The organism is Xylophilus rhododendri (genome assembly GCF_009906855.1).
GTDB classification, from domain to species: Bacteria; Pseudomonadota; Gammaproteobacteria; order Burkholderiales; family Burkholderiaceae_C; genus Xylophilus; species Xylophilus rhododendri.
Genome location: NZ_CP047650.1, coordinates 2,175,488 through 2,195,767, shown reverse-complemented (window position 1 = coordinate 2,195,767; position 20,280 = coordinate 2,175,488). Strand labels below are relative to the sequence as shown.

15 protein-coding genes, 1 tRNA gene and 2 pseudogenes are annotated in these 20,280 nt (G+C 66.1%); 7 read left to right on the top strand and 11 right to left on the bottom strand.

What is annotated here, in order from left to right; all coding sequences use genetic code 11:
- Positions 1-60: 60 nt before the first annotated feature.
- Together GT347_RS10125 and GT347_RS27500 are read left to right on the top strand one after the other, a co-directional pair.
- A complete protein-coding gene (locus tag GT347_RS10125) occupies positions 61-1,038 on the top strand; it encodes a Bug family tripartite tricarboxylate transporter substrate binding protein (protein ID WP_160551835.1) in 978 nt (325 codons plus the stop codon).
- 192 nt (positions 1,039-1,230) lie between these two features.
- Positions 1,231-1,452 (top strand): cupin domain-containing protein, encoded by a 222-nt coding sequence (locus tag GT347_RS27500; RefSeq protein ID WP_229722819.1) that lies wholly within the window; start codon positions 1,231-1,233, stop codon positions 1,450-1,452.
- Positions 1,453-2,100: 648 nt separating this feature from the next.
- On the opposite strand, the gene GT347_RS10115 is transcribed toward GT347_RS27500, so the two are convergent.
- The 4 genes from GT347_RS10115 to GT347_RS10100 are packed head-to-tail and all read right to left on the bottom strand — an operon-like array spanning position 2,101 to position 6,448.
- Positions 2,101-3,015, bottom strand: a complete 915-nt coding sequence (locus GT347_RS10115) for an NAD(P)-dependent oxidoreductase (RefSeq protein ID WP_160551834.1) — start codon at positions 3,013-3,015, stop codon at positions 2,101-2,103.
- Positions 3,016-3,040: 25 nt separating this feature from the next.
- Positions 3,041-4,015: a Bug family tripartite tricarboxylate transporter substrate binding protein gene (locus tag GT347_RS10110; protein WP_160551833.1), complete on the bottom strand. Its 975-nt coding sequence runs from the start codon at positions 4,013-4,015 to the stop codon at positions 3,041-3,043.
- 35 nt (positions 4,016-4,050) lie between these two features.
- Complete coding sequence (locus GT347_RS10105; RefSeq protein ID WP_160551832.1) at positions 4,051-5,445, bottom strand: MmgE/PrpD family protein; 1,395 nt, start codon at positions 5,443-5,445, stop codon at positions 4,051-4,053.
- A 4-nt stretch (positions 5,446-5,449) separates the two neighbouring features.
- Positions 5,450-6,448, bottom strand: coding sequence for a Bug family tripartite tricarboxylate transporter substrate binding protein (locus tag GT347_RS10100; protein ID WP_160551831.1), 999 nt, complete (start codon positions 6,446-6,448; stop codon positions 5,450-5,452).
- Between the two features lie 109 nt (positions 6,449-6,557).
- Between GT347_RS10100 and GT347_RS10095 the strand changes: the two genes are divergently transcribed.
- Positions 6,558-7,499, top strand: a complete 942-nt coding sequence (locus GT347_RS10095) for a LysR substrate-binding domain-containing protein (RefSeq protein ID WP_160551830.1) — start codon at positions 6,558-6,560, stop codon at positions 7,497-7,499.
- On the opposite strand, the gene GT347_RS10090 is transcribed toward GT347_RS10095, so the two are convergent.
- Entirely contained in the window at positions 7,442-8,431 is a 990-nt protein-coding gene (locus tag GT347_RS10090) for a Bug family tripartite tricarboxylate transporter substrate binding protein (RefSeq protein WP_160551829.1), read from the bottom strand. The two genes, GT347_RS10095 and GT347_RS10090, sit on opposite strands and share 58 nt — an antisense overlap.
- Before the next feature lie 92 nt (positions 8,432-8,523).
- On the opposite strand from GT347_RS10090, the gene GT347_RS10085 reads away from it, so the two are divergent.
- On the top strand, positions 8,524-9,495 hold the full coding sequence (locus tag GT347_RS10085; RefSeq protein WP_229722818.1) for a tripartite tricarboxylate transporter substrate binding protein: 972 nt from the start codon (positions 8,524-8,526) through the stop codon (positions 9,493-9,495).
- On the opposite strand, the gene GT347_RS10080 is transcribed toward GT347_RS10085, so the two are convergent.
- Together GT347_RS10080 and GT347_RS10075 are read right to left on the bottom strand one after the other, a co-directional pair.
- The gene (locus GT347_RS10080; protein WP_160551828.1) at positions 9,467-10,840 is read right to left on the bottom strand and encodes an MmgE/PrpD family protein; all 1,374 of its coding nucleotides are present in this window, start codon (positions 10,838-10,840) and stop codon (positions 9,467-9,469) included. The genes GT347_RS10085 and GT347_RS10080 overlap by 29 nt on opposite strands.
- Positions 10,841-10,861: 21 nt before the next feature.
- A complete protein-coding gene (locus GT347_RS10075) occupies positions 10,862-13,033 on the bottom strand; it encodes a hypothetical protein (protein WP_160551827.1) in 2,172 nt (723 codons plus the stop codon).
- Positions 13,034-13,225: 192 nt separating this feature from the next.
- Between GT347_RS10075 and GT347_RS10070 the strand changes: the two genes are divergently transcribed.
- A tRNA-Arg gene (locus tag GT347_RS10070) sits at positions 13,226-13,302 on the top strand.
- A 102-nt stretch (positions 13,303-13,404) separates the two neighbouring features.
- On the opposite strand, the gene GT347_RS10065 is transcribed toward GT347_RS10070, so the two are convergent.
- From GT347_RS10065 to GT347_RS10055, 3 genes are all read right to left on the bottom strand, one after another.
- Positions 13,405-15,453 carry an O-linked N-acetylglucosamine transferase, SPINDLY family protein gene (locus GT347_RS10065; protein WP_160551826.1) on the bottom strand — a complete coding sequence of 683 codons (2,049 nt, stop codon included), beginning with the start codon at positions 15,451-15,453 and terminating at the stop codon, positions 13,405-13,407.
- A 100-nt stretch (positions 15,454-15,553) separates the two neighbouring features.
- Positions 15,554-15,979, bottom strand: a complete 426-nt coding sequence (locus tag GT347_RS28060) for an outer membrane protein assembly factor BamE (RefSeq protein ID WP_229722817.1) — start codon at positions 15,977-15,979, stop codon at positions 15,554-15,556.
- A gap of 37 nt (positions 15,980-16,016) precedes the next feature.
- A complete protein-coding gene (locus GT347_RS10055; protein WP_160551825.1) occupies positions 16,017-18,044 on the bottom strand; it encodes a YadA family autotransporter adhesin in 2,028 nt (675 codons plus the stop codon).
- Between the two features lie 81 nt (positions 18,045-18,125).
- Here GT347_RS10055 and GT347_RS27495 point away from each other — a divergent pair, with 81 nt between their 5' ends.
- Positions 18,126-19,052 (top strand): hypothetical protein, encoded by a 927-nt coding sequence (locus GT347_RS27495; RefSeq protein WP_229722816.1) that lies wholly within the window; start codon positions 18,126-18,128, stop codon positions 19,050-19,052.
- A 457-nt stretch (positions 19,053-19,509) separates the two neighbouring features.
- Here the strand turns inward: GT347_RS27495 and GT347_RS28055 are convergent.
- Positions 19,510-19,557, bottom strand: a pseudogene (locus tag GT347_RS28055) (hypothetical protein); the annotation flags it as partial.
- 555 nt (positions 19,558-20,112) lie between these two features.
- On the opposite strand from GT347_RS28055, the pseudogene GT347_RS10045 reads away from it, so the two are divergent.
- Positions 20,113-20,271, top strand: a pseudogene (locus GT347_RS10045) (aldehyde dehydrogenase family protein); the annotation flags it as partial.
- Positions 20,272-20,280: the final 9 nt, after the last annotated feature.

Below are 20,280 nucleotides of genomic sequence, written 5' to 3'. Positions count from 1 at the left end.
CAAAAGCGCCGATCGAGCGCGCCGGCACCCCGACAGAAGACATCCGGAGACAAGACAAGCATGAACACCCTGCTCAAGCACCTGCTGGCCGGCACCGTCCTCGCCGCCGCCGTCACGACCGGCGTCCTGGCGCAACCGGCCTGGCCGGCGGCCAAGTCCATCCACATGGTGATCCCGCTGGCGGCCGGCAGCGCGGTGGACAACGGCGCCCGGGTGCTCACCCAGCGCATGGGCATCGACCTCGGCCAGTCCTTCTACCTGGAGAACATCCCCGGCTCTTCCGGCCTGATCGGCGCCGAGCGGGTGGCCAAGGCCGCGCCGGACGGCTACACCCTGGGCGGCTTCAACGACAGCGTGCTGACCATGGTGCCCAACATCTACAAGGCCAACTGGGATCCGCTGGCCGACTTCGTGCCGGTGTCCCTGGTCGGCACCATCGAATGGGGCCTGGTGGTCAAGCCCGACTCGCCCTACCAGACCGTGGCCGATTTCATCCAGGCCGCCAAGGCGCGGCCGGGCAAGCTCAACTACGGCTCGGGCGGCAGCGGCAGCCCGCAGCATCTGGCCATGGCGATGTTCGCCAGCCGCGCCGGGCTGGACATGGTGCATGTGCCCTACAAGGGCGCCACCCCGGCCGCCATCGCGGTGGCGGGCGGCGAGGTGGATGCGGCCTTCCAGGGGCTGGGCACGGTCACCTCGCTGATCGCCGGCGGCAAGCTGCGGCTGCTGGCGGTGTCCGCCCCGCAGCGGCTGGCGCAGTACCCCAACGTACCGACGGTGAGCGAGTCCGGCCTGCCGGACTTCAACTTCAATTCCTGGTTCGCCCTGGTGGCGCCCAAGGGCACGCCGCGGGCGGTGGTCGACCGGCTCTACCGCTCGGTCAAGACTTCATTGGACGACCCGGACACCCGGCGCCAGCTGGTGGCCCAGGGCATGACGATTCGCGGAAGTTCGCCGGGCGAGTTCGGTGTGGCGCTGCAGGAGCAGTTCCAGCTGTATCGCAAGGTGATTCAGGCCAACAACATCAAGGCTGAATAAGAGGAGACCGATATTCATGAGCGAAGCATCCATCTTGCGACCTAGCGCCCTCAAGGTCTATGAACGTGGCGGGGGGCGCGGACGATTCCGCTGGTTTCCGCGCGGCTGGGGGCGCAGAGTTTCATCAACGGGATTACCGAGTTCGGGCCTGGGGCGCAGATTCCCTGGCATTTTCACAACTGCGAGGAGAGTGTGATGTTGCTGGAGGGGCATGCCGTCTTTGATATTGGTGATGAGCACCATGATTTGCAGCCGCGGGATACGACGTTTATTCCTTCGGGGGTGCCGCATCGGTTTCGGAATGCTTCTGATGTTGATGGGATGAAGATCCTTTGGATTTATGGGCGTGTGGATGCTACGCGTACTTTGGTCGAGACTGGGGAAACGCGGGCTGTTTCTGCTGAGCACGTTTGATTTTTCGGCGTTGGTTTTTTTTGGTTGGCTGCCTTCGGCTTGTTTACTTCTTCTACTCCTACCGAGGGTGGAGGTGGGGCTCGCGTCGCCCCACACCCCCGGTAACTTTCTTTCCATTGAAAGAAAGTCACCAAAGAAAAATTAGAAAGCGGGATCGGGGACGGGCTTTCGCCCGGGTCGGGCCTTTGTTTCGCTGCGCTTCACTCGGCTCTCGGCATGGCGATTTGATCTCAGCAACGACTGCAAAAGCTCGAGGATCGGGCCGCCCGCTCGCCAAAAGCTTCACGCTCTGCCGTCCGACTAGTTTGATCAAGCGCTGCGTCCAATCCGCTGGAAACCGCCAGTGCGCGAAACCAAGCGCTCACCAAGCGCGCCAGAGCGTGAAGCTTTTGGCGAACGAGCGGCCCAAACCTCGAGCATTCGTTCCGGTTGCTGAGCCCACTACGCCATGCCGAGAGCCGAGTGAAGCGAAGCGAAACAAAGGCCCGACCCGGGCGAAAGCCCGTCCCCGATCCCGCATTGAATTTTTCTTTGGTGACTTTCTTTCAATGGAAAGAAAGTTACCGGGGGTGTGGGGCGACGCCAGCCCCACCTCCACCCTCCCACGGAGTGGAAGAAGGAAAAACAAGGCCCCCCAAAAAGAAGAAATCACCCTCGGATCTTGGTCCCAGCCCAATCCTCCACCACCCGCGCCACATCCGAGTAATCCGCCTCAGGCCCGCAGATGGCCGTGGTAGCCACCAACATCTCCCGAACCGCAGCCCCCACCATCATCGGCACCCCGATGGCTTCAGCCTCCGCCAGGCACAACCGCACATCCTTGTGCGCCAGCTTCGCAGCGAAACCGACATTGAAGGTCCCGGTCAACACAGCCTTGGGAAACTTGTCCGCAGTAGCAGAGTTGCGACCCGAGCCAGCATTGATCACATCGATCATGGTGCGCGCATTCAGCCCCGACTTCACCCCCATGGCCATGGCCTCGGCCGTAATGGCAACAGCCGTGGCGGAGAGCAGGTTGTTGGCCAGCTTCATGACCTGCGCCAGCCCCGCGTCCTGCCCCATGTAGAAGCCGGTCCCGAAGGTCTGCAGCACCGGCAGCAGCTCGTCGTAGAGCGCCTGCTGGCAGGCCACCATCACCGCCAGCGTGCCCTTGACCGCGCCGCCCACACCGCCGCTGATCGGCGCGTCCACATAGGTGATGCTGCGCTCGGCCAGGGTGGCAAAGGCCTTGCGGGCCGCATCGGGGCCGATGGTGGACAGGTCCACCACCGTCTTGGCGCGGCTGGCGCCGGCCAGGCCGTCGTCGCCGCTCACCACCAGGTTCACGATCTTGCCGTCCGGCAGGCTCAGGAACACCACGTCGCTGGCGTCTGCCACCGCCCGGGCCGAGGCCTGTGCGGTCGCGCCCTTGGCGACCACGGCGTCCACCGCTTTTTGATCCCGGTCGTACACATGCAGCGTGTAGCCCGCCGCCACCAGGCGGGCGGCCATGGGGCCGCCCATGTTGCCGAGACCGACGAATCCATAAACCTTCTGAGTCACTTTGCGCTCCTTGTGATGCATCGAAAAAAGACCAGGCGACCGCGCTTCAGCGGGCCTGCAGATTGAGTTCGCCGGCCATGCCCGCCAGCTTCTTCTGGTCGGCGGCGAGCGTGGCGCGCAGGGCCTGCGGGCCGAGTTCGGATGCCGGCGGCGGCTCGGCGCCGAGCTGGCCGATGCGGTCGCGCCATTCGGGCGATTCGACGATGCGGCGCAGCGACTTCTGCAGCACCTCGGCCACGGCCGGCGGAAGTCCCTTGGGGCCGACCAGGCCGTTCCAGATCTGCATGTCGAACTGCGGCAGGCCGGCCTCGGCGAAGGTGGGCACGTCGGGCAGCTGGGCGGTGCGCTTGGGCGAGGACACGGCCAGGGCCTTCACCCGCTTGCTCTGGTGCAGCGAGGTGAGGGTGACGGTCTGGTCGATGATCCCTTCGATGGTGCCGGCCATCACGTCGGCCAGGGCCGGGCCGGAGCCGCGGTAGGCGACCAGCTCGCCCTGTCCGCCGACCATCTTGATGAACACCGCCTCGGCCAGGTGCGAGGTGGTGCCGGGGCCGCCGGAGCCGAAGTTGAGCTTGGCGCCGCCGGACTTCATCTGCGTCATCAGCGCGCCCAGGTCCTGGATGCCGCTCTGGTTGCTCACCGCCACCACCATGGGTACGTTGGCCACATGGCCGATGGGGGTGGTGTCGCCAACGATGTCGAGGCCCGCCTTGGGGAACATCAGCGGGATCAGCACCATGGAGCTGTTGCTGAACATCAGCGTGTAGCCATCGGGCGCGGACCGGGTCATCTTCTGGTAGCCGACCAGGCCGCCGGCGCCGGTGGTGTTCTCCACCACCACCGACTGCTTGAGGTCGATCGTCATCTGCGCGGCGACCAGGCGCGCGAGCGCATCGAGGCTGCCGCCGGGCGCCACGCCGACCACGATGGTGATCGGCCGCGAGGGATAGGCGTCGGCCGCGAAGGCGGACTGCAGGACCAGCGCGGACAGCAGGGCTGCGCGGGCGAGGAACTTGAACATGGATGTCTCCTTTTTTGTTTCGAACCAGGCGGGAACTAGGCGGGAACCACACCCGCGACGCGGGTGCTTTCGACCAGTCGGTCGATCCGTTGGGCCGAGGGCAGCTGGCGCACGCCCTCCAGGCATTCGGCGATGGCGGCGGCGTCCAGGCCGCTCTCGGGCATCAGCCGGTGGAACTTGTCCTCCACGTCGCTCCACGACACGCCGCGCGGGCCGGAGCCGCGCGGGGCCTTGCATTCGCTGCGAAAGCGTCGGCCGTCGGCCAGGGTGATGGTCACGGCGCCGCCGTGGCGGTGCGGGAAGCGGTCGGGCAGGGGCGGCGGGGCGGGGTCCATCACCACCTTGTCCTGCAGGGCGGCGATGGCGGGGTCGGCCATCTTCCGCACGTCCATGTGCTGCCAGCCGAAGGCGCCGTCGGCGATGGCGGCGGCCACGAAGTAGACGATGCTGTGGGCCGCATCGACCAGGTTGCGTGGATGCGGATCGCCCTGGAAATGCGTCCACTGCACGGCGGCGGAGATCTCGACTTGGGCGATGTCCTCCAGCCGCAGCCCGCCATCGGCGCGCGCCAGGGCGGCGGCATCGGCCGCGGCCTCGGCGGTGGCGTGGAAGGGGTGGGCGCCGGGCATGAGCTTGATGGCCATGTCGGTGACGATGTCCCAGCTCTCGCCCCAGCCGGCGGTGATGGCGTTTGTGTCCTGCGCGCCCAGGGCCTGCAGGAAGCCGCGTGGCGATTCGAGCACGGCCAGTTCGGCCTGGAAGCCGGCCTGCGCGGCCAGCACGGCGTTGACGGCGGTGCTGGCGGCAAGGCCCGCGTGGTATTCCCGTGCGCAGCTGGTGTCGGCGGCCATCGCCATGCCGCCGATGGAAGTGGCGGCCAGGGCAATGGCCTGGGCCATGCGCGCCTGGTCCAGCCCCAGCAGCCGGCCGCCGGCGACCACGCCGCCGAAGACGGTGGAGACCGAGCCGTGGAAGCCGCGCCGCATGCGTTCGGGCGTGAGCGATTCGTCGATGCGGCCGGCGATCTCGTAGCCCAGCACCATGGCGCCCAGCACCTGCGCGCCGGTGCTGCGGCTGGCTTCAGCCACGGCCAGGGAGACGGCGCTGATCACCGTGCCGATATGGGCGATGCTGCGCAGGTCGCTGTCGTCCGATGCGGCCGCGTCGCTGGCGATGGCGTTGACGCGGGCGGCGGCACGCAGCGGCAGGCGCTGGTCGCCGAACCAGACGGCGGCGGCGGGACGGCCGCCGTCGGCGATCTCCAGGCCGCGCACGATGCGGGTCGAATCGATGCCGTAGCCGGCGGCGGCGCTGGCCAGGGTGCTGGCCAGCACCATCTGGGCGCGTTCGATGGCCAGGGGGGGCAGGGCGGACAGGGGGGTGTCCACGGCCAGGGCGGCGAGTTGTTCGCAGAGGGTCATGTCGCTCATGTCCTCATTCGCTGGCCGACAGGCCCATTTGCTTCAGCAGCGGCAGCGAGGTGCGGATGTCGCTGCGCACCAGCTCGGCGAACTGCTCGCGTGTGCGGCCCGGCAGCGGCGGCAGGGTGAAGCCCTGCTCGGCCATGCGGCTGCGCACATCGGGCTGGGCCACGATGCGGTTGATCTCTTCGTTGAGCTTCTGCGCGATCGGCACCGGCAGGGCGGCCGGCGCGATCACGCCCCACCACAGGGTGACCGAGTAGCCGTCCAGGCCTGATTCGGCCAGGGTCGGAACCTGGGGCAGCACGGTGGCGCGAGCCGGCCCGGTCATGGCCAGCGCCTTGAGCTTGCCGGAGGTGATCAGGCCGTAGGCGGCCGGCAGGTTGTAGAGGCCGAAATCGACATCGCCCGAGAGGATGGCGGTCAGTCCCTGCGGCGCGCCGGTATAGGGCACGTGCAGCAGCTTCTTCTTCAGGTGCTGGCCCAGCAGCACGCCGGCCACGTGGTGGCTGGTGCCGGCGCCGCTGGAGGAGAACTTGAAGTGCTCGTCGGGCTGCTCGCGGATGGCCTTGAGCAGCGCGGCCACGTCGGCATAGGGCGCATCGGCCTTCACCACCAGCACGTTCTGCACGTCGCCGATGTGGGCCACATAGGCGAAGTCCTTCAGCGGGTCGTAGCCGGGCTTGGAGTACAGCACCAGGTTGTTGACCAGCGTGCCTTGCGCGGCCACGCCGAGTGTGTAGCCGTCCGGCGCGGCGCGGGCGATGTCGGCCGTGCCGATGGTGCCGCCGGCGCCGCCCTTGTTGTCCACCACCACCGACTGGCCCAGGCGCTCGGCCAGCCGGGTCGCCACGGTGCGCGAGAGGGTGTCGGCCGCGCTGCCGGCGGCGAAGGGCACGATCAGTCGGATCGCCCGGTCCGGATACGCCTTGGGCGCTTGCGCGTGGACGAGGCCCGAGAGCAAGCCCAGGCCCAGGGCGAGCGCCCCGCGCCATGCCTTAATTTTTCTCATGATTTGTCTCCAGCTCTTCTTGTGTGATGAGTGAAGACTCTAGTGAGCGAGGGCTCTGCCGTCTGTTCAAATCTTTGGGCGATCCTTCAATCCAGCTCAAGTTTTTGTCATGACCGAACTGCGCAACATCCTGGGCCCGCTGCGGGTGCTGGAAGCCATCCACCGCTGCGGCGGCATGGGGCGCGCGGCGGCGCAGCTGCACATCACGCCAGGGGCGGTCAGCCACCAGATCCGGCGCCTGGAAACCGAGCTGGGCGCGCGGGTGCTGGTGAAGTCCGGCCGGCAGGTGGAGTTCACCGAGACCGGCCTGGAGCTGGCCACCGGCGCGGCCGAGGCCTTCGAGCGGCTGGAGGCCCTGGTGGCCAAGGCCATGGGCGGCTCGGCCCAGGCGCCGATCCGGGTGAAGGTGATTCCCAGCCTCGCCATCCAGTGGCTGATGCCGCGCCTGGCCGGCTTCTATGCCGAGCACCAGGACATCGACGTGGAGATCGCCACCGTGGCGCGCGCCGACGATACCGAGCTGATCAACGCCGATTTCGTGGTGCGCCGCGGCCGCGGCGACTGGCGCGACGAGCATGCCGAGCTGCTGTTCCGCGACGAGCTGGTGCTGGCCTGCTCGCCCGCCGTGGCGGCGCGCATCCACACGCCGGCCGATCTGCTGGGCGAGAAGCTGCTCAAGTCCATGATCGCGCCGGGCAGCTGGGACAGCTGGCTGCAGTCGGTCGGCCTGGCGCCGGGCGAACACACACGCATGGTGCCCATGGCCAATGCCGCGCTCTGCCTGCAGGCCGCCGCCCAGGGCCTGGGCGTGGCGGTGACGCAGCGGGCCTATCTGTACGGCGAGTTCGCCACCGGCGTGCTGGTGCGGCCGCTGCCGCATGCGGCCGTCAGCGAGGACGGCTACTGGCTGGTCTGCGAGATGGCCAAGGCCCATCGTGACCCCTATGCCCGCTTCTCGCGCTGGCTGGTGGCGACGGCGCGGCAGGACATGGCTCAGCTGCCCTCGGCCTTGGCGCCGGAGATCTTCACGACGCGGCCCCAGACTTCGTAGTCGCTGCGCAGGCGCTGGGCGAAGGCCTCGGGCGTGCTGGGCGAGGGGATCAGGCCCAGGCCGCGGATGGCCTTCTGCGCCTCGTCGGAGTTCAGCACCGAGCCGATGTCGTGGTTGAGCTTCTGCACCACGGCCGCCGGTGTGCCGGTGGGCACGCCGAAGCCGTACCACTCCGGGTTGCGGCCCAGCTCGGGGAAGCCGGCTTCGGCGGCGGTCGGCACCTCCGGCAGGATGTCGATGCGCTCGTTGCCGAAGACGACGATGCCCTTCAGCTTGCCGCTCTTGATGTGCGGCGCCACCGAGGTCGGATTGGCCACCATCAGGTTGACCGTGCCGCCCAGCACATCGACCACCGCCGGCCCCGCGCCCTTGTAGGCCACGTGCAGCATCGAGACGCCGGCGGTGGCCTTGTACAGCTCGCCGGCCATCTGCGGGCCGGAGGCGCTGGAGGCGAAAGTCAGCTTGCCCGGCTCGCGTTTGGCCAGGGCGGTCAGCTCCGCCAGGTTGCTGGCCGGCACGGAAGGGTGGGCCACCAGCAGGAAGGGCTGCACGGTGCCGAGCGAGACGGGCTGCATGTCTTTCAGCGGATCGAAGCCGATCTGCGCATACAGGTGCGGATTGACCGTCATCACCCCCTGGTGGGCGAACACCAGGGTGTAGCCGTCGGGCGGCGACTTGATCGCCATCTGCGTGCCGATATTGCCCTGCGCGCCGGCGCGGTTGTCCACCACCAGCGGCTGGCCCCACAGGCGCGACAGGCCGGTGGCCAGGATGCGGGCCAGCGCGTCGGTGCCGCCGCCGGGCGGGAAGGGCACGATCAGGCGGACCGGCTTCTCGGGCCACGCGCCGCCCTGGGCATGCAAGGCCCCGGGCAGGCAGGCGGCGCCCAGCAGGGCGAGCAGGGGGCGGCGGCGCATGGGCGCTTCAAACATGAGGGTCTCCTGGACCTGGGTTCACCAGATTGACGGACTGTATGACGACAGCTTAATCTGTGAATGATCGTCATACAAAGTGGAGACTCCAAGTGAATACCCTGACCCGCCTGCGGCGCACGCTGCTCCTGTCCCTGTGTGTCGCCGGCCTGCCAGCGCTGGCGAGCGCCGCCGAATTCCCGGAAAAGCCGATCCGCCTGATCGTTCCCTTCGCCGCGGGCGGCGGCGTGGATGCCCTGGCCCGGCCGCTGGCCCGCGAGATGGCGGAGATCCTCGGCCAGAACGTGTTCGTGGACGTCAAGCCCAGCAACACCGGCCAGATCGGCGCGGTGGAAGTCGCCCATGCCCAGCCGGACGGCTACACCATGCTGATCAGCTCGGCGGCTTTCGGCAGCACGCCGGCCTTCTATCCCAAGGTGCCCTACCACCCGGTGAAGGACTTCGAGATGGTCACCATCCTGGCCTCCACGCCGCAGGTGCTGGTGGCCAATGCCAACTATCCGGTGGCCAGCGTCAACGACGTGCTGCAGGCGGCGAAAAGCGGCAAGCAGGTGAACTTCGCGCTCAGCGGCAGCACCGGCATCCAGTCGCTGGCCACCGAGCTGCTGTCCACCATGGGCAATGTGCAGCTCACCAAGGTGCCCTACAAGGGCGCGGGCGCGGCCTTCGCCGACCTGATCGGCGGGCAGGTGGACCTGATGATCGACAACCCGGCCTCCTCGCTGGTGCATGTGCGCTCGGGCAAGCTCAAGCTGCTGGCCACCACCGGCGCCAAACGCATGGCCTCGCTGCCCGATACGCCCACCATCGCCGAGACCCTGCCGGGCTTCGAGGCGCTCAATTGGTTCGTGCTGGCCGTGCCGGCGAAGACGCCGCCTGCCGTGGTGCAGCGCCTGCATGCGGCGGCGCTGGAGGCGATGCGCCGGCCCTCCCTGCGCCAGATGGCCGACCGCGACGGGCTGGAGGTGATGGGCAACAGCCCGGCCGAAGCACGCGCCTTCATCGCGGCGGAGACCGAGAAGTGGACCAAGGTCGTCAAGGACAAGGGCCTGCAGATGCAGTGAGGGCCATGAGGGCCGAGGCATCGGCGGTCTGGTCCATCAGCCAGACCGCGTCGATCAGCGCGGCGGTGTCCACAGCCGCGCCGCTGTAGCGGGCGAGTTCGCGCAGCTTCTGTTCCAGCTCGGCATCGGTCAGCGGCCGGCCCAGGCTGCCGCGGGCGAATTCGACCGAGTGCTGCAGCTCGCTGCCATCGGCATAACGGATGCGGACCCGGGCGGCATCGACCGTCATGGTGTCGTCGTCGGTGAAGCGGACCTTGGCGCCCAGGCTGCGCACGGCAGGGTCCTGTACCGCCGCATCGCTGAATTCCTCCAGCCCGGCGCGCCGTCGCAGCAGCGACACCGGCACCGCATGCTGGGCGCTCACCTGCGATTGCCGGCCGCTGGTCACCCCCGGCCGGTCGGTGCGCTGGCGCAGCAGGGGATGGCCGGTGAGTTCCATGCTTTCGATGGTCTCCGGCGCCCGCGCGGCGAAGGCCGGATCGGCGGCGAGCGCCAGGCAGGCATCGATCACCGGGTTGAGCACCACGCCGCAGGGGTAGGGCTTGTAGGCATTGGCCAGGAGCTGCCAGGCTGGATCGCCGCCGTCGAGCTTGCTGAAATCGGGCTGGTCGCACACCACCCGCAGGAAGCCGCGCGGGCCGTCCAGCGGCGCGGCCGGCCCTTCGAAGCCCTCTAGCGCCAGCAGCACCGAGAGCAGCCCGTTGCGCGCGGCATTGCCCACGCTGATGCTCTTGGCCGAACTGCCCAGGGTTTCGACCAGCCCGCAGGACTGCGCCGCCGCGCTGCCGAAGGCCGAGGCCAGCACCGCGGCATCCAGCCGCTTCAGCCGGGCCACGCCGGCCGCCGCGCCGAACACGCCGCAGGTCGAGGTGATGTGCCAGCCGCGGGCGTAGTGCCAGGGCGAGATCGCGTTGGCGATGCGGCATTCCACCTCGGCGCCGACCACGAAGGCCAGCAGCAGCTCGCGGCCATGCACCGGCGCCTGGTCGGCCAGCGCCAGCAGCGGCGGGAACACCGGTGCCGAGGGGTGCAGGATGGTGGGGATGTGGGTGTCGCAGAAGTCGTAGACATTGGCCGCCATGGCGTTGAGCGCGGCGGCGTTGAGCGGATCGAAGCGCTCGGCGCGCCCGGCCAGGCGGGCCTGGGTACCGGAGCGCAGCGGGGTGAAGGTGCGCACCGCGGCCTCGATCGTCGGGTCGTGGCTGCCGCCCAGCGCCACGGCGCAGTAGTTCATCAGGCTGCGACGGGCTTCGTGGCGCACCGGCTCGGGGATGTCGTCCCATTCGGCGGCGCAGGCGAAGGCGGCCAGGCGGGCCGAGGCGGAAGATGAGGCTTGAGAAGTCATGTTCTTATTATCGTCAGACAATCATTCATCTGTCGCCTGCATTTCGATCGCCGGCCGGCGCGCGGCATGCAGTCTTTGCACCGTGAAGTAGATCTCGGTGGCATCGGCGCCGCTGTAGCACAGCAGCGGGCCGGACGGTGCGGGCGGCTGGCAGAAGAGTTCGTGGAATGCCTGGATGAAGGTCTGCCACGAGGGCATCTGCATTTGTGTGGCCAGCAGCCGATGCGCCAGCACCGCCCGCGCCGCGGCATGGCGGTGCAGCGGGTTGCTGGCCAGGTCGGCGTCGATGTAGGCCTGGGTATCGGGCGGCATGGATCGCAGCTGCGCCTCCACCAGATCCTCCAGCTCCTCGCTGCCGCAATGCAGTTCGTGCAGGGCCAGGTAGGTGTTGAGCCGCGACAGCTTGATGAGTCCGCCGCGGCGCTGGCGCAGCGGCGATATGCGGCCATCGGCGAACAGCGCATCGACGATGTCCGCGATGGCCTGCATGTCGACCGGCAGCCGCCTGAACTGGGCGCGCAGGCTGAGTGCATCGAGAAAGAAGTCCGGCTGGCGCTGGTTGATCAGCGCGGCGATGGTGTTCAGAGGCATGCAGTAGGCGAAGGGCAGCTCCTCGCACAGGGACCGCAGGGCCCCGGTGATCAGCGGCGGCGGCAGGCGGGTCTTTTCCCACTGGCGTTGCCGCAGGGTGTGCTCGATCGCCAGAGGGTCGATGCATTTGAGGGCTTCCCAGACATGCGAACCGGTGACGTCGGTACGCCTGTGCTGGACCTGCTCGGCGATCCTGCCGGTGTGGAAGCTGGGTTCGCCGGCTTCGTCCGGCACGATGTAGCGCGCCAGCGCTCCGCTGGCCGACAGCGCGCTCAAGGTTTCGAAGATGGCGGCTGTCCGTTCGACGCCCACGGTGGTCGTGCCGAAGCTGCCGCGCCGGGCCTTGACGATCTGCTGGCGGGCGTAGGCGGAGAAATACCGGGGTTTTTTCGCCCGCGGCCGCGAGAGGTCCCGCCACGGCGGCGGCCAGCCCCGTCGATCGGGCAGCCGCGCCAGGAGCGCCTCGCGTCTGCCGCGGCATAGCAGGTCGGGATTGACCATGTATCGCCCGTCGCCGATGGGTACGCACTGGGCGTTGTAGAGCATGGAGCGCAGGCAGGCATCGATCTGCTTGCGATTGAACTGCGGCAGGATCTGCGCGAGCAGGTCGCAGAGCTGCCGTTTCGAGCAGCCGCGCGGATGGTCCCGCAGCAGCGTCGCGCACAGGCCGGCCTGCGCTGGCGTGGCGGCCGGCGGTTCGGCGCCGTCCAGCAAGCTGGGCGCCTGGCCGCGAAATGCCGCCTTGACCTCCTGCTTTCGCACGACGAAATGCGTCACCACCGGGGCCTGGTCGACCGGGAACAGGTAGTGGCCCAGGCGCGTGACCCGGGGCAGCAGCGCACACAAGGAGGGCATCTGTATGGGCGAGGCACGGATGTGGCGCCAGGCCAGGAAGCCGCGAAGATCGTCGACATGGGCCGCCAGCCCGCGCTGGCTCCAGGCCACGACGAAGTCGGTCAGGCCCTCCTCGTAGGCCACCACCATGTCCCGGACGGTGGCCAGCCGGGCGAGCTGGCACTGCCTGCGCACCGCCGCGATCACCTCCGGCCGCGGCGCGAAGCCCCGCAGCCGCAGCGCCAGATAAGACAGCAGGAAGTCCAGGTGCAGCATCACGAAGGCGCGCAGCGGCTTGAGGCGGGCCTCGCCCTGGCAGCTGCTGCCGATGGTGGCGGCGGCCAGCTTTTGTGCATCGTCGAAGAGATCGGCCTGCTGCTGCCAGGCCGACTGCAGCAGTCGCCGGAACCGGCCCAGGCCGATGATGGAAGGAAGTGGCGACTCCAGCAGGGCGCAGACACGGATCTCGTCACGGTCGGCCCACAGACGGCGTTCGCGTAATGCCTGTTGAAGCTGGGCCACCGTGCAGTCCAGTCCTGTGTGTTCCAGCGCCAGCACGATGTCGCAGAGGTCCTTGCGGGTGGCGGCCGTCGCAGGCGGTGCGATCCCCAGCGTGGCGGTGGTGCCGCGTGGCCGATCAAGCAGCGCTTCGACGCAAGGCGCACTCGGGGATGAAGTTGCCGGCGATGCGTCGGGCTGCGCGGGGGCGGATGCGTGCGGCATGCCGCGCCAGGCGGAGTTCCGGGGGGCGAGGGCGTCGAGGTCCATGGGCTGCAGCGTGCGGATGAGAGGCTGGCGATGGTTGCGGCCTGCCGGTCCCCGGCCAGTCCCGTGACCCGAAAAAGCAGGTCGGCGCCGAAGCGCCGGACTCGCGGCTCCATGCACGCAAGACAACTTCTTTTGCGTTTTTTTGCCGAGGGTTTGCCAGACTCGAAAAAGTGGGGCATAATTCGAGGCTTGGCGGCTGTAGCTCAGTTGGATAGAGTACTTGGCTACGAACCAAGGGGTCGTGGGTTCAATTCCTGCCAGCCGCACCAAAAAAGGTATGCCTCCGTGTCGAAAGATACGGGGGCATTTTCCTTTTCGGGACCCTTCTTCGGTGCTTGCGGACCGGCCCGCCGGCCCGCCGGCGCCCGGCATCAGCGTTGTGCCGCGGAGGCACTGGCCTCTTCGAAAAAATCCTCCAGCGCACGTATCGGCGCCACATCACGCAGGCGCTCCAGCAGGCCGGGCACTGTTTCGCTGAAGCGTTTGCGCAATTCGGCCGAGGAGCCGAATTCCACGCATTTGTCGATGAAGCCGGCTTTGCCTTCTGCCACATGCTGGCCCAGCCCCAGAAATTCCAGAATCGCCGCGCCGTGGTTCTTGCGCATGGCGTCGCCGCGTTGGGTGACCACGGGTGTGTGGCTGTGCAAGGCATCCAGAATGGTGTTGTGGCCTGACCAGGACGGGTTGTCGATGAAGACGTCGGCCATCTGGCAGGCCTTCATGAACCCCTCCTTGCCCTGGCCGGGAATGAAGCTCACGAACTGCCGGTGGTCCAGGTCTGCCTGCTGGAAGGATCTCTGCAGGCGCTGCTCGAACTTCTGCGTGTCTCGCTGTGCCGTCGCCCCGATGAACACGAATCGGGCTTTCGGCAGCTGCCGGGCAATCGCGGGATAAATGTCGTCGTTTTCCGGCAGGTATTTGAAGAGCGACTGCGGCGACAGAAAAACGATGGCGTCCTGCGGCAAGCCGAATTCCTGCTTGCTGCCCGCATGGAATTGGTACGGGTAGCTGTAGGTCACACCCAGACCGGGCAGCCGGACGAGTTTTTCCGTGTAATGCGCCTGCCCCTCGGCCGGCTCCATCAGGTCGGAAGAAAGAACGTAATCGATGGCGTCGGATCCGGAGGTGACCGGATGCCCCAGCGCCTGGCATTGCACCGGCGCGAAACGCGTCATGCACAGCAGAAAGGTGGCGGAATCCATGCCGGTCTCCGGAAATACCAGAATGTCGAGCGCACTGCCGGCCAGACGTTCCGCCATGCGGTGGACATCTTCCGTCCGAAAATAGGAATCGGAACGGCTCTTGATGTCTTCCGTCGCGAAGTCCACCAATCCACCCATGTGAAAGGAATGGATCTCGAATTTCCGGCGGTTCAGGTGCTGGTAAATCCCATGAAGCGGTATTTTCCATACCGAATGGTGGTAGAGAAAAGCGGTGCAGATGCCGATGCGCAGTTTGCGCTTGCCATCGCCGGAGTCCGGCGCTGAATCTCCCGACGCTGTCACTCGGGAAAAATATGGGCGCAGTGCGCGAGCCAGTTCACGGCTGTATGCCTGCATGGATTTCACATCGTTTCCGCCCTGATAGGCCAGCAGGAAAAGCGTGGGCCAGGCAACTGACGAAAGTTTCTCGGCCGCGTAACCGGGTGAGGCCAGGGCCGCATCGACTTCCGCCGGGAGTTTTTGCAATTCGGTTTCCATTTGGCGGCGCAGTTCCTGCATCTGTTCCACGGTTTCGTAGGAAACACTCAGGAAAAAAGTCGGTTTGAGAAATATCGCCGCCGCCCGGCCCGGCGCCAGCCGGATCGCCAGGCGCGCGCGCGCCACCGCCTCGCGCCGGAAACCGAATTTGTGGAATGCGTTCGCGGTATTGAGCAGCAGGTCGGTATTCTCGAAATCCAGCGCGATCGCATAGTTGTAATGCCGCATGCCCTCCCGAAAGCGGTCGAGGTGGTGAATGCAGATTTTCGCCAGATTGACGGCATGCAGGGGCTCGTCGGGGTTGAGTTCGGCGGCTTTGGAATAAGCGGCATACGCGTCGTCGTGGCGCTTGAGCCGCTCCAGGAACACGCCCAGATTGTTGTGGTACATGGCCACCCGCGGGCTGAGCGCGACGGCGCGCTCGAGACAGGCGAGGCCTTCGGTGTTTTTCTGGGCCTTGTCGAAATACAGGCCCATGCAAAACAGCAGTTCGGGATGCGCCGGATAACCGTTGCGTGACCAGTCCTTGACGAGGGATTCGAGTTCGTCCCAGCTTTCGCGATGGATCAGTTGGCGTAGTACCTGGGCCAGTGCATCGTTTTTCTCCGGGAGCTGAAAGATCTGTCTTCCCAATTGCGCGATTTGCTCGGTGCTCAGCGCCTCGGGATGCTCTTGAAAATCATGGATGGAGCAGGCAATGGGGCAGGGGCCACGGTCCATGGGAGGAACTCGGTTTTTCGGGAATGTGCCAAACGCGACGGGTGGAGCGCGCAGCTGCGCCATCGCATCGTATGGCGGGGCGCATCGAGTGTTGTCCGTTTCAGCTTGCCTGCGGTAGGCAGTTCGGACTGTTCCAGGCGATTCTGGAAATTCGGTACGGATCGTTGAAACGTTCCTTGAAGAAGTGCAGGTTCAGTTGGCATGCCGCACCAAGGTCTGCGGTGCCGACGGGGAAAACCAGGTAACTCCATTGCACCACCTCGAATATGCCTTCATTGAAGTGCGGTGGTCCCAGAAGGGCGCGTACCTGATCCTTGGTGAGGCCTGGCTGTATGAGTGCGGCCTGGCTGGGAGTGAGCGGGATTCCTTCCGGCGGGTGAGCTTGCGCCGGGTCGGGGAAAATCTCAGCTTCAGCCGGTGTGCTGCCCGGTGGTTCACCCCAGGGCTGGGCCACGCAGATGCCGGCAGTGCAGCCAAGCAGCAGCGCGGCGGCCATCGGCAGAAAATCGATCCTGGTCGTTTTCATGGGGCGAAAGAAAATGAAATGGGAAATTGGTTCTGGATCATGGGAAAACCATGTCCACACCGACCTGCGTAGCGATTCCGCCGCCCGACGTCGAATATCCTGCACCACCGCTCACGCTCCAGCGCCCATTTTCCGCGGTGGATCGGACGGATATTCCCAGGGCGGCCACGTCCTTGTAGCTTCCCACGCCCAGCCGCAAGGTCACCTTGCCCGGTACGGATAATGCCGGAGCCTGCAATGCCAATGCGCTGGCGATACCGGCGTAGGCGTTTTTCTGCAGGGCCTGCAGCTGGCCGAGATTGACGGCGTCGGTGGGTTTGACGCCATTGGCCACATTGGTGATGCGCCGTTCGGCGCCGGGCGCGCCCACGGAAACGGTATTGGCTTCCGATGCGACCGAGCCGGCCCCCAGAGCCACCGCGCCGGGCGCTGCCGCAACGGCACCTGCCCCGATGGCCACGGCGTTGGCCTGGCCCGCGACAGCGCCGGTGCCGATCGCCACCGCATTGGTGGGCAAGGCGCTGGCATTGCTGCCGATGGCCACGCCGTCTTCGGTATGCGCGCTGGTGCCGCCGGCGAAGCCGGTGGTGGATGTGCTGTTGGTGCCGATGGCTGCGCCGGTGGTGGTGCTGGCGCCGTTGCCCGCGGCGGCACCGGTGGTCGAACGCGCAGATGCGCCGCCAGCGAAACCGCTCAGGGTGTAGGACAGCTTGCCGATGGCGCCGCCGTCCTCGGAACTGGCGCCCTGACCAGCCGCACCGCCATCGATCGAGGCCGACCCGCTGCCGCCCGAGAAGCCGTTGAATGATGCGGCCTGGTTGCCGACGGCGGCGCCGTCCGTCGTACGGGCGTTCGCGCCGCCTGCGAAACCGTTGCCGGCCTGCGCCTGGTTGCCGGCTGCTCCGCCGTCGGCGGAGTGGGCGTTATTGCCGGTGGCAGAGCCGTTTTGAGTGGCTGCGCCGTTGCCTGCAGCCCCGCCGTCCAGCGACCGGGCGTTGGCGCCGCCGGCAAAACCATTGCTGCTGCTTGCGTGGTTGCCTGCGGCTGCGCCATCGATCGAAGCGGCGTTGCTGCCACCAGAGAAACCGTTGGCGGTGGAGGCCTGCCTGCCGGCCGAGCCGCCGTCGTCCGATCTGGATTGGCTGCCGGCGGCCGATCCGTTGTTGGTATGGGCGTTGTTGCCGGCCGAGCCCCCATCGTTGGAGCCGGAGTTACTGCCGCTGGATGAGCCGTTATTGGTGTGGGCGTTGTTTCCGGAAGATCCACCATCGATCGAAGCGGCGTTGCTGCCGCCAGAGAAACCGTTGGCGGTGGATGCCTGCCTGCCGGCCGAGCCGCCGTCGTCCGACCTGGATTGGCTGCCGGCGGCCGAACCGTTGTTGGTATGGGCGTTGTTGCCTGTTGAGCCGCCATCGCCCGAACTGGAATTGCTTCCGCCGGCAAACCCGTTGTTGGTATGCGCGTTGTTTCCGGAAGATCCACCATCGATCGAAGCGGAGTTGCTTCCGCCGGCAAACCCGTTGTTGGTGCGTGCGTTGTTACCTGCCGAGCCGCCATCGTCGGAGCCGGAGTTACTGCCGCTGGATGATCCGTTATTGGTGTGGGCGTTGTTTCCCGATGACCCGCCATCGATCGATCCAGAATTTCCGCCCCCGGCAAACCCGTTGTTGGTGTGTGAGTTGTTGCCGGCCGAGCCACCATTGTCGGAGCCGGAGTTGCTGCCGCTGGATGAGCCGTTGTTGGTATGGGCGTTGTTTCCCGACGCCCCGCCGTCGATGGAGCCGGAATTTCCACCGCCGGCAAACCCGTTGTTGGTGTGTGCGTTGTTGCCTGCCGAACCGCCATCGTTGGAGCCGGAATTGCTGCCGCTGGACGAGCCGTTATTGGTATGGGCGTTATTTCCCGACGCCCCGCCGTCGATGGAGCCGGAATTTCCACCGCCGGCAAACCCGTTGTTGGTGTGTGCGTTGTTGCCGGCCGAACCCCCATCGTCGGAGCCGGAGTTGCTGCCGCCCGATGATCCGTTATTGGTATGGGCGTTGTTTCCCGATGACCCGCCATCCATGGAGCTGGAATTGCCACCTCCGGCAAACCCGTTGTTGGTGTGTGCGTTGTTGCCGGCCGAGCCCCATTGTCGGAGCCGGAGTTGCTGCCGCTGGATGAGCCGTTATTGGTGTGGGCGTTGTTTCCTGATGACCCGCCATCCATGGAGCTGGAATTGCCACCTCCGGCAAACCCGTTGTTGGTGTGTGCGTTGTTGCCGGCCGAGCCCCCATTGTCGGAGCCGGAGTTGCTGCCGCTGGATGAGCCGTTATTGGTGTGGGCGTTGTTCCCTGATGACCCGCCATCGATGGAGCCGGAGTTGCCACCGCCAGCAAACCCGTTGTTGGTATGGGCGTTGTTGCCGGCCGAGCCCCCATCGTTGGAGCCGGAGTTGCTGCCTCCGGATGAACCGTTATTGGTATGGGCGTTGTTCCCTGAAGACCCACCATCGATCGAGCCGGAATTTCCACCGCCGGCAAACCCATTGTTGGTATGCGCGTTGTTGCCGGCCGAGCCCCCATCGTCGGAGCCGGAGTTGCTGCCGCCGGATGATCCGTTATTGGTGTGGGCGTTGTTTCCTGAAGACCCGCCATCGATGGAGCTGGAGTTTCCACCGCCGGCAAACCCATTGTTGGTATGTGCGTTGTTGCCGGCCGAGCCCCCATCGTCGGAGCCGGAGTTGCTGCCTCCGGACGATCCGTTATTGGTATGGGCGTTGTTTCCTGAAGACCCGCCATCGATGGAGCCGGAATTACCACCGCCTGCAAACCCATTATTGGTGTGTGCGTTGTTGCCGGCCGAGCCCCATCGTCGGAGCCGGAATTGTTGCCGCCGGACGATCCATTATTGGTGTGGGCGTTGTTTCCCGAGGAGCCGCCATCTCTCGAACTGGAGTTGTTGCCGGTGGACCCGCCGCCATCCGTACTCGAGTTATTGCCGGATGAGCCGCCCTCATTGGATTTTGCGTTGTTGCCCCCCGCAAAGCCATTATTGGTTTGCGCGTTATTACCGATGGCGGCTTTTTCCTTGATGCTGTCCAGGTAATCGACGAGTTGACCCTGAACCGCATTGGCCGATTGCTGAGCTGCATTAGCCGACTGCTGCGCTGCATTGGCAGACTGCTGGGCCGCGCTGGCCGCGTTGCTGAGGACATTCACCGCCTGCTGGACGGATGCCGCGTCGGGAGTGCAGGCCGATGCGGCACCGACCCAGTAATTCCCGTCGTTGCCGACATCGGCATTGCAGGGGCGCTGTCCGCCTGAACCTGGGCGCCCGTAGACCTGATCGATGGTCTGGATGACAGGTGTCTGGGCGTGCACGAAACCAGGAGAAAACCAGCCGGCCAGGAACAACATGCCCGCGATGCGCTTCAAGCGGAGATGCACCGGCGTCGCGCGGCATGTGCCGGTTTCCTGGGCCATTTTCGGTTCTGCCCCGGCCTGGATGGCGGAGGTCCGGGCTGCCCGGCATGTTTCGGGCGCGACAATCCAATCGAGCAAGGTCTTGCTCCAGACGACGCGATACACCGTGTTCATAGATTCTGCGGAGAAATAGGTTCGCGGCGGCCGCATTATTCGGTCCGCCGTCAGGCGATGGAAACGCCGGCAAGCATGCATTGGATTGCCATATATCCGAAGAAGATAATGGTAAAAAATATCGTGGCATGAAACTCATGGTGAAATGATTTAGCAAAATCTGCTTGATTCAGGCGTGGCGTGGAATGAAGACCACTTTTTTTGTTGCAGCGTTGTGTTTGTGCGTATGGCGTATGCACAACACGGTTCGCACGGACTATGCGAGCGTGATGACGAAGTGCGTTATTCGGGCACGCGGGCTTTATGTGCGTGGCGCCCGCTGCCGGGAAGTACTACCGCCATTTTTTATCTTCTTCTGCGATAAATCGATCTTTATTTCGGAAATCAACCTTGACAGCCAATCACTTCACTGCAAGCGAGCGCGTGCCGGCTGCTGGTGGCGCGGTCGATCCAGAAAGAGGTGATCGTGTTGCTGTCGAACGTTTCCGCACGGTACTGCCGGTGCGCCGACGCAGAAGCTGGAGATGGAACTCCTGATCGAAGATGACGTGCTGCCTGGGCTGCGGCCAGGTCTTCGTGAACAACTACAGCGCGGCCGGTGGCGTGGGACTGCCCTTCGGCGAAATGAGGGCCAGCGGCTACGGGCGCGAAATGGGCTTCGAGGCGCTGCTGGGTTTCACGACTCTCAAGCCGATCGCCGTGCGCCACGGCTGAAGGCCGGGC